Here is a 7,827-nt window from a genome sequence, read left to right on the forward strand (position 1 = left end):
TGCGGAGGTCTCAATGAACCCGGTTCGCCGCAGGCGTCGCAGCCTCGTACTCGAACAGCCCGCTGTCGCGACAACAGCTCTGTGTGGGCTGCTGAGAACGAATTAGGCTTCGTGGATGTCGTCGCGTATCTCCCAGCAGATCCGCAGCCGGCGGAACCAGTGCAGGTGGGCGAACGCGCGCTCCACGACCCAGCGTTGGGTGCCCAGGCCGGACCCTGCGGGTGCCGACAAATCATCCGGCCAGGTCAGGGGCTTGAGCGTCACTGGCAGGCATTCTGCTCGCGCGCCACTCGCGCTCGTGCTGTTCACCCGGATGGCCGTCGGCGGCATCATGATCTGTCGTGCTGCTGCGCCTGGCCTACCTCGCCGTGACCAACACCTTCGCGCTCCTGCGCCTGCTGCCGATGAGCGAGCGGGACAAAGACATCGAGATCCTCGCGCTGCGGCACCAGCTGCTGGTCCTGCAGAGCCAGGTCGGCCAGCCCAGGTTCACCGACACCGACCGCGCGGTCCTCGTCGGCCTGCTCCACCACCTCCCCATGGACAAGCTGCGGCACCTTCTGTTGCTGGTACGCCCGGACACGATCGTGCGATGGCATCGCGACCTGCTCAAACAGCGCCATGCCGTCACGTGTGCACCGAGGCGGCGGCGGGGGCGCCCGCACAGTCCGCTCGATCCGCAGCCTGGTTTTGCGCCTGGCACGTGAGAACAGCTCCTGGGGTACCGGCGCATCCACGGTGAGCTCGCGGCGCTCGGTATCAAGGTCGCCGCCTCCACCGTCTGGGAGATCCTCAAGGAGCACGGCATCCCGCCCGCCCCCGGACGCGAAGGCACGACCTGGGCCGACTTCCTGCGCAGCCAGGCCGACGCGCTCCTCGCCTGCGACTTCTTCGAGACCCGCACCCTGGCCGGGGCACGCCTGTACGTTTTCGCCGTCATCGAGCACACCACCCGCAGGATCCGGATCCTGGGCGCCACCGCACACCCCACCGCGGACTGGGTGGTACAGGTCGGACGCAATCTCGCCATGGATCTTAAGGACGCGGGCAGCCAGGCCAGGTTCTTGATCCGCGACCGGGACTCGAAGTTCACACAGGCCTTCGACGCCGTGCTCGCCGACGCCGGGCTGGAGGTCGTCACCAGCGGTGTCCGGATGCCCCGAATGAACTCCATCATGGAGCGCTGGATACAGACCTGCCGCAGGGAGCTGCTGGACCGCACCTTGACCTGGAACCAAAGCCACCTCCTGCACATGCTCCAAGAGTTCGAATCGTTCGACAACGGGCATCGGCCGCACCGGGCCCCCGGCCAAGCCGCCCCGCTACGCCCGCTACCTGAACCGATCACCGAACCAGGACAGATCGCGCATCTGGAGGTCCACCGACGAGACCGGCTCGGCGGAAACCTTCGCGAGTACCAACATGCCGCCTGAGCAGGGCGGATGATTAATCGGCACCCGCAAAGTTCTCGACCTCGGTGGTGGTGGTCAGGGAGCCGCCGACAAAGATGCTGCTGCCGAACAGCACGGGCCCCAGCTGGGCACGGGCCGTGTAGAGGGCGGCGGTGTATCCGGCGGGGCCGGAGCCGATGATGACGACGTCGCGTATCTCGCTCACGCCGTGGCCTCCGGAGCGATCTCCTTGATCAGGCCCTCGACGAGGGTCTTGATCTCGTCGCGGATCGGGCGGACGGCTTCGACGCCTTGGCCTGCCGGGTCGTCGAGCTGCCAGTCGAGGTAGCGCTTGCCGGGGAAGACGGGGCAGGTGTCGCCGCAGCCCATCGTGATGCAGACGTCCGACTCCTTGACCGCGTCGATGGTGAGGATTTTCGGGGTCTCGGCGGAGATGTCGATACCGACCTCGGCCATGGCCGCCACGGCGGCCGGGTTGACGGCGTCGCCCGGGTTGGAGCCGGCGGAGCGGACCTCGACGCGGTCGCTGGCCAGGTGTGTCAGCCAGGCGGCGGCCATCTGCGAGCGGCCAGCATTGTGGACGCAGACGAAGAGGACGGAGGGCTTGTCGGACATCGTTTTTCCCTTGGTGAAGTGGATCAGCAGGAGGGGCGGAAAGCGGGAGGGTCAGGCACTCGGGAGGGCAGCCAGCAGATCGGTGATACGGGCGTCGGTGTCGTCGCGGATCGTGCGGACGGCGCCGATCGGTGCGCCGTCGGGGTCGGCGACGGACCAGTCCAGGTAGTGCCGGCCCGGGACCACGGGGCAGGCATCGCCGCAGCCCATCGTGATGACGAAGGCGGCGGCCTCGACGACCTCGCTGGTCAGCGGTTTGGGGTAGGCGTCCCCGCCGGACAGGCCCGCTTCCAGGAGGGCCTGCGCGACATGCGGCTCGACTTCCGCGGCCGGGTCGGTCCCTGCGGAGGAGACGATCACGCGCTCGCCCGCCCGGTGGGCCAGGAGGGCAGCGGCTATCTGCGAACGGCCCGCGTTGTGCCCGCACACGAACACCCGCACCGCGCCACCAGGGTCCGGCGTCTGGGTGTGCGCGAGGGCGTCGAGGCGTTCGGCCGTCAGCCGCTCGGCCAGCACCACCAGATGCGTATGCACCCGGGCGTGCTCAGCGAGCCGCCGGTAGGAGTCGGCCAGCAGCTGCTGCACGGTCTCCACGGAGAAGTGGCCCCGGTGGCGGGTGGCGAGGCGCGCGGCCCCGGCGCTGAGCCGTTCATCCGGCCAGGCGGGTGGTGGTGACGTGGACATGGGAACCCCTTCGACGGGCCCAACAGTTCAGCTCGGACTGGTGTCAGCGCCGAATGATGTGACAGTATCAGTCCATGATGACGTCAGTCGACACTGATCTGATCCGGGTTCTGGCCGACCCGCTCAGGCTCAAGATCGTGACCCTGCTCGCCCGCGAGACCCTGTGCACCACGCACCTGGTCGAGGAGACCGGCGCCAAGCAGACCAACCTCTCCAACCACATGAAGGTCCTGCGCGAGGCCGGTGTGGTGGAGACCGAGCCCTGCGGCCGCTTCACCTACTACAAGCTGCGCCCCGAGGTCCTGGCCGGGCTTTCGGAGCAGTTTGCCGCGCTTGCCGAATCCGCCCGTACAGCCACCGAGAACAAGAGGGCCTGCCCGTGACGACCGAGCGCACCACCACGGCCCCCGCTGCCGCCCAGGCCGCAGGCGGGGACGACTCGATCGTCAAGAAGCTCTCCACTCTCGACCGCTATCTCGCGGTGTGGATCCTGCTCGCCATGGCCGTCGGCCTGGGCCTGGGGCGTCTCATCCCTGGGATGAACGACGCGCTGGCGAAGATCGAGATCGGCGGGATCTCGCTGCCGATCGCGCTCGGCCTGCTCGTGATGATGTACCCGGTCCTGGCCAAGGTCCGCTACGACAGGCTCGACACCGTCACCGGCGACCGCAAGCTGATGGCCTCCTCGCTGGTCATCAACTGGATCGTCGGCCCGGCGGTCATGGTCGCGCTCGCGTGGATCTTCCTGCCCGACCTGCCCGAGTACCGCACCGGCCTGATCATCGTCGGCCTCGCCCGGTGCATCGCCATGGTCATCATCTGGAACGACCTCGCCTGCGGCGACCGCGAAGCCGCCGCCGTCCTCGTCGCCCTCAACAGCGTCTTTCAGGTCATCGCGTTCGGCCTGCTCGGCTGGTTCTACCTCGACCTGCTGCCCCGGTGGCTGAACCTCGGCAACGGCCAGGGCCTGGACGTCTCCGTCTGGCACATCGCCCTCAACGTCATCATCTTCCTCGGCATCCCGCTGCTGGCAGGCTTCCTCACCCGCCGCATCGGCGAGCAGAAGATGGGCCGCGAGAACTACGAGGCGAAGTTCCTGCCGAAGATCGGCCCCTGGGCCCTGTACGGGCTGCTCTTCACGATCGTCATCCTGTTCGCTCTCCAGGGGAAGACGATTACCTCGCAGCCCCTGGACGTGGTCCGGATCGCGCTGCCGCTGCTCGTCTACTTCGCGATCATGTTCTTCGGCACCTTCCTGCTCGGCAAGGCCCTCGGACTCGCCTACGACCGCACGGCGACGCTGGCGTTCACCGCGGCGGGCAACAACTTCGAACTCGCCATCGCCGTCGCCATCGCCACCTTCGGCGTCACGTCCGGCCAGGCCCTGTCCGGAGTCGTCGGCCCGCTCATCGAGGTGCCCGTCCTGATCGGACTCGTGTACGTCGCCCTGGCCTGGCGCAAGAAGTTCACGCCCGCAGCACTTACCACCCCGGGAAGGGACAGCTGATGCACTGCCTCGACTGCCGCACCGCGGGAACGAACAGCCCCACCGTCGGCGTCTGCCAGGGCTGCGGAGCCGGAGTCTGCGCGACGCATGCCCGCATCGCGCCCCGGAGCGTGCGTCGGGACAGCCTGATCGGCATCCCCGGTGAGGCCGAGGCGCGGACGGTGCTGTGCCCGGTGTGTGCCGCAGCCGAGGCACCGGCCGCAGCGGTTCTGGCCCCGTGACCGGCGTGGTGGACGTGGTGGTGATCGGCGGCGGGCAGGCAGGGCTCGCCGCCGGGTACTACCTGCGCCGCAACAAGCTGGACTTCGTCATCCTCGACGCGCAGAGCGCGCCCGGCGGGGCCTGGCAGCACACCTGGGACTCGCTGCACCTGTTCTCCCCGGCCGCGTTCTCCTCACTGCCCGGCCGCCTGATGCCCGCACAGCCCGGCGAGGAGTACCCGGACGCCGGGCACGTGGTGAAGTACCTGGCCGACTACGAAGAGCGCTACGGCCTGCCCGTCCACCGCCCGGTCCGCGTCCGAGCGGTGCGCCGGGACGGTGATCGGCTGCGGGTGGAGACGGACACCGGCGCCTGGTCGGCGCGGGCGGTCGTCTCGGCGACCGGCACCTGGTGGCGCCCCTTCCTCCCAGCCGTCCCCGGTCGGGAGGTATTCACCGGCCGCCAGCTCCACACCACCGGCTACCGCCGCCCGTCCGACTTCGCCGGACAGCAAGTGGTCGTGGTCGGCGGAGGGAACTCCGGCTCACAGATCGCCGCCGACCTCGCCACCCACGACGGCATCGACCTGACCTGGGTCACCCAGCGCCCGCCCCGCTTCCTCGCCGACGACATCGACGGACGCGCCCTCTTCGACGCCGCCACCGCCCGCCGCCGCGCCCTCGACGAGGGCCGCACCGACACCGGCGGCGTCGCCTCCCTGGGCGACATCGTCGCCGTCCCACCGGTCCGCGCAGCGAGGGACACGGGGCTGCTGAAGGCCCAGCCGATGTTTGAGCGCCTCAATGCCGACGGCATCCGATGGAGCGACGGCACGACCGCCCGGGCGGACACGGTGATCTGGTGCACCGGCTTCCGCCCCGCCCTCTCCCACCTCGCCCCGCTGGGCCTGCGCGCAACTCGCGGCCACATCGCCACCGACAACACCCGCGCGGTCGGCGAGCCGCGGCTGCACCTGCTCGGCTGCGGCGACTGGACAGGGCCGGCCTCCGCCACCCTCATCGGCGTGGGACGCCCCGCACGCGACGCCGTCCAGCAGATCACCGAGCTACTGGCCTGAGTGCCTGCGGCACCCTGGAGGCAAGCGGGCCGGATCCGGCACTAGTCCGCGCGGCGTTGCTCGGACGCCGGGCTTCGTGCGACTGGCCTGCGGCCAGGCCAGTGCTGGCCTTGCCCGAAGGCCATCACCCGAGCTCACCAGCCTGCTTGCCCCGGCAACAGCAGAGGCAAAAGGCATCACGGCTTCAGGGTGACTCCGGCCCCGCGCAGGAGTGCGGCGAGGTCGTCGGGGATGGGCATGGGAGTGGTCAGCCCGTCCCGGGTACGACCGGTGTTGCCGTCGGGGTACTTCCCCGCCGCCGAGCCGGGGCCGGCCACCGCCAGTCGCACGAGCTGGCCGAGGACTTCCCTCAGGTCCCGGTCACGTACGGCGAGGCGGAGCATCACCGCGTGGGTGCGGGTGTGGGCCGTCGGCCAGGGCTGGGAGAGGACGTGAGCCCGCCCTGCGGCCCGCCACCTCTCCTGCATCGGCCCCGGCACGCGGGCGGCGGCCATCTCGGCGGTGAACGCTGCGCGCATCGGCTGGGACATCGGGGCGCGGCGAGGCATGACAGAGCTCCAATAGTTCAGGATGTCCTGGATTCAAGCATCCGTGTATCGTTCTGTCCATGCTGACCCTCGCTACCGAGCTTGACGTCCTGACCCGGTTCGGCCGGGCGCTGGCCGACCCGATCCGCTGCCGGTTGCTGCTCGTCCTGTGTGAGGCTCCCGGCTATCCGTCCGACCTCGCTGAGGCGCTGGGCATCTCCCGCACCCGGCTGTCGAACCATCTGGCATGCCTGCGCGACTGCGGCCTGGTCGTGGCCGTACCTGAGGGCCGCCGCACCCGCTACGAGTTGGCCGACGAGCGTCTGGGGCACGCGCTGGACGACCTGCGCACCGCGGTCCTCGCGGTCGAGGCGGACAAGACCTGTGCGGACGCCGCGGAGAAGGGCTGCTGCTGACCATGACCGCCGAGATATCCCTGGGCCCCGCCCCTGACCGCCGTGACGTACTGGCTCGCCGGATACGCCTGTTGGTCGCCGCGACCATCACGTACAACCTCATTGAGGCCATCGTCGCGATCACCGCCGGGACGATGGCCTCCTCCACTGCGTTGGTCGGCTTCGGCCTTGACTCGGTCATCGAGGTGTCCTCCGCCGCGGCGGTCGCCTGGCAGTTCTCTGCCCGCGATCACGCCGTGCGCGAGGCCAGGGAGAAGACCACCCTGCGGATCATTGCGGTGTCGTTCTTCGCGCTTGCCGCGTATGTCACCGTCGATGCCGTCCGGGCGCTGGCGGGCACCGGAGAAGCGGAGCGGTCGGTCCCCGGCATCGTCATCGCCGCGCTGTCCCTGGCGATCATGCCGTTCCTGTCCGCGGCCCAGCGCAAGGCCGGACGCGAACTGGGCTCCGCCAGTGCAGTCGCCGACTCCAAGCAGACCCTGCTGTGTACCTACCTCTCCGCCGTCCTCCTGATCGGCTTGGTCCTCAACGCCACGCTCGGCTGGTCCTGGGCCGACCCGATCGCCGCCCTGGTCATCGCCGCCATCGCGGTCAAGGAAGGCCGCGACGCCTGGCAGGGAAAGGGCTGCTGCACGTCACCGGCGGCCACGGTGTCGTCCCCGGGCACCGAGGCGGACACCTGTGGCTGCCTATCCGGCTGCGACTGCTGCTGACCGGTGCGGGGACACGGGCCCGACTGGACATGGACAGCGGTTGCGGCCCCTCAAGGCCGCCCGCGCTCCTCGTCCCTCATCGGCGTGGGGCGCCCCGCCCGCGACGCTGTCCGGCAGATCACCGAGCGGCTGGCCTGAGTGCCTGCGGCATGCTGGACGCATGCGGATCAAGGTCGTGGTCGTGAAGGAATGCCCGAACGGACAACTGGCTGTTGGCCGGTTACGGCAGGCGCTGGAGGCGTCCGGGCTGGACGAGGCCGATGTCGTCACACGGGTGGTCACCGACCAGGCCGAGGTCGAACGCATCGGCTTCACCGGCCCCCCGACCATCCTCATCGACGGTGAAGACCCGTTCGCGGAAGCCGGACGGGCACAGGGGATGACTCGCCGTCTCTACCGCACGCCCGAAGGCTTGGGCGGCGCACCCAGCATCAGCCAGCTGCACCACACGCTCACGACCACCTCCCGCCACTCCTGATCCCGGTTCACCCGGCCACTGCTGTACGCATTCCCTTCAGGACGTGCCCGGCATCCCGGCCCACGCCGCGCAGGGTCTTGGAGGAGAAGCTGCGCTGGAAGTCCATGCCGACGAAGCCGAGACCCGGGACCGCGGTGGAGAGGCCGCCCTCATGCAGTGGCGCGCTGTTGGTGTCCAGGGCGCCCGATCCGGTCAG

The 7,827-nt window shown here is 69.7% G+C and carries 10 protein-coding genes and 4 pseudogenes; 8 read left to right on the forward strand and 6 right to left on the reverse strand.

Annotated features, from left to right (window positions below; translation table 11 throughout):
* Positions 1–102 precede the first annotated feature (102 nt).
* Positions 103–216: pseudogene (locus ACNPQM_RS43115) on the reverse strand (IS5/IS1182 family transposase); the annotation flags it as partial.
* A 125-nt stretch (positions 217–341) separates the two neighbouring features.
* On the opposite strand from ACNPQM_RS43115, the pseudogene ACNPQM_RS43120 reads away from it, so the two are divergent.
* Positions 342–1,433, forward strand: a pseudogene (locus ACNPQM_RS43120) (integrase core domain-containing protein).
* A 22-nt stretch (positions 1,434–1,455) separates the two neighbouring features.
* Here the strand turns inward: ACNPQM_RS43120 and ACNPQM_RS43125 are convergent.
* The 3 genes and pseudogenes from ACNPQM_RS43125 to ACNPQM_RS43135 form a co-directional block, all read right to left on the reverse strand.
* Positions 1,456–1,617, reverse strand: a pseudogene (locus tag ACNPQM_RS43125) (FAD-dependent oxidoreductase); the annotation flags it as partial.
* Positions 1,614–2,027 (reverse strand): arsenate reductase ArsC, encoded by a 414-nt coding sequence (locus ACNPQM_RS43130; protein WP_418088298.1) that lies wholly within the window; start codon positions 2,025–2,027, stop codon positions 1,614–1,616. The gene ACNPQM_RS43130 and the pseudogene ACNPQM_RS43125, both read right to left, overlap by 4 nt.
* Positions 2,028–2,078: 51 nt before the next feature.
* The gene (locus tag ACNPQM_RS43135; RefSeq protein ID WP_418088299.1) at positions 2,079–2,711 is read right to left on the reverse strand and encodes a three-helix bundle dimerization domain-containing protein; all 633 of its coding nucleotides are present in this window, start codon (positions 2,709–2,711) and stop codon (positions 2,079–2,081) included.
* A 74-nt stretch (positions 2,712–2,785) separates the two neighbouring features.
* Here ACNPQM_RS43135 and ACNPQM_RS43140 point away from each other — a divergent pair, with 74 nt between their 5' ends.
* Genes ACNPQM_RS43140 through ACNPQM_RS43155 form a run of 4 tightly spaced genes read left to right on the forward strand, consistent with a single transcriptional unit; the run spans position 2,786 to position 5,497 of the window.
* On the forward strand, positions 2,786–3,094 hold the full coding sequence (locus ACNPQM_RS43140; protein WP_418088300.1) for an ArsR/SmtB family transcription factor: 309 nt from the start codon (positions 2,786–2,788) through the stop codon (positions 3,092–3,094).
* Positions 3,091–4,218 carry an ACR3 family arsenite efflux transporter gene (arsB, locus tag ACNPQM_RS43145; protein ID WP_418088301.1) on the forward strand — a complete coding sequence of 376 codons (1,128 nt, stop codon included), beginning with the start codon at positions 3,091–3,093 and terminating at the stop codon, positions 4,216–4,218. The genes ACNPQM_RS43140 and arsB overlap by 4 nt, the downstream gene beginning before the upstream one ends.
* Positions 4,218–4,439: a DUF2180 family protein gene (locus ACNPQM_RS43150; RefSeq protein ID WP_418088302.1), complete on the forward strand. Its 222-nt coding sequence runs from the start codon at positions 4,218–4,220 to the stop codon at positions 4,437–4,439. Before arsB ends, ACNPQM_RS43150 begins: the two co-directional genes overlap by 1 nt.
* Positions 4,436–5,497 (forward strand): ArsO family NAD(P)H-dependent flavin-containing monooxygenase, encoded by a 1,062-nt coding sequence (locus ACNPQM_RS43155; protein WP_418088303.1) that lies wholly within the window; start codon positions 4,436–4,438, stop codon positions 5,495–5,497. Before ACNPQM_RS43150 ends, ACNPQM_RS43155 begins: the two co-directional genes overlap by 4 nt.
* A gap of 176 nt (positions 5,498–5,673) precedes the next feature.
* Here the strand turns inward: ACNPQM_RS43155 and ACNPQM_RS43160 are convergent, their stop codons facing one another.
* Positions 5,674–6,045 (reverse strand): DUF3703 domain-containing protein, encoded by a 372-nt coding sequence (locus ACNPQM_RS43160; RefSeq protein ID WP_418088304.1) that lies wholly within the window; start codon positions 6,043–6,045, stop codon positions 5,674–5,676.
* Between the two features lie 59 nt (positions 6,046–6,104).
* Between ACNPQM_RS43160 and ACNPQM_RS43165 the strand changes: the two genes are divergently transcribed.
* From ACNPQM_RS43165 to ACNPQM_RS43175, 3 genes are all read left to right on the forward strand, one after another.
* Positions 6,105–6,440 carry an ArsR/SmtB family transcription factor gene (locus ACNPQM_RS43165; protein ID WP_418088305.1) on the forward strand — a complete coding sequence of 112 codons (336 nt, stop codon included), beginning with the start codon at positions 6,105–6,107 and terminating at the stop codon, positions 6,438–6,440.
* A 2-nt stretch (positions 6,441–6,442) separates the two neighbouring features.
* The gene (locus ACNPQM_RS43170) at positions 6,443–7,153 is read left to right on the forward strand and encodes a cation transporter (RefSeq protein WP_418088306.1); all 711 of its coding nucleotides are present in this window, start codon (positions 6,443–6,445) and stop codon (positions 7,151–7,153) included.
* A 160-nt stretch (positions 7,154–7,313) separates the two neighbouring features.
* A complete protein-coding gene (locus ACNPQM_RS43175; RefSeq protein WP_418088307.1) occupies positions 7,314–7,631 on the forward strand; it encodes a DsbA family protein in 318 nt (105 codons plus the stop codon).
* Between the two features lie 7 nt (positions 7,632–7,638).
* Here the strand turns inward: ACNPQM_RS43175 and ACNPQM_RS43180 are convergent.
* Positions 7,639–7,827 (reverse strand): annotated as a pseudogene (locus tag ACNPQM_RS43180) (FAD-dependent oxidoreductase); the annotation flags it as partial.

Origin of the sequence: Streptomyces sp. NPDC056231, assembly GCF_048270745.1 — a bacterium.
In the GTDB taxonomy this organism is placed as follows: Bacteria; Actinomycetota; Actinomycetes; order Streptomycetales; family Streptomycetaceae; genus Streptomyces.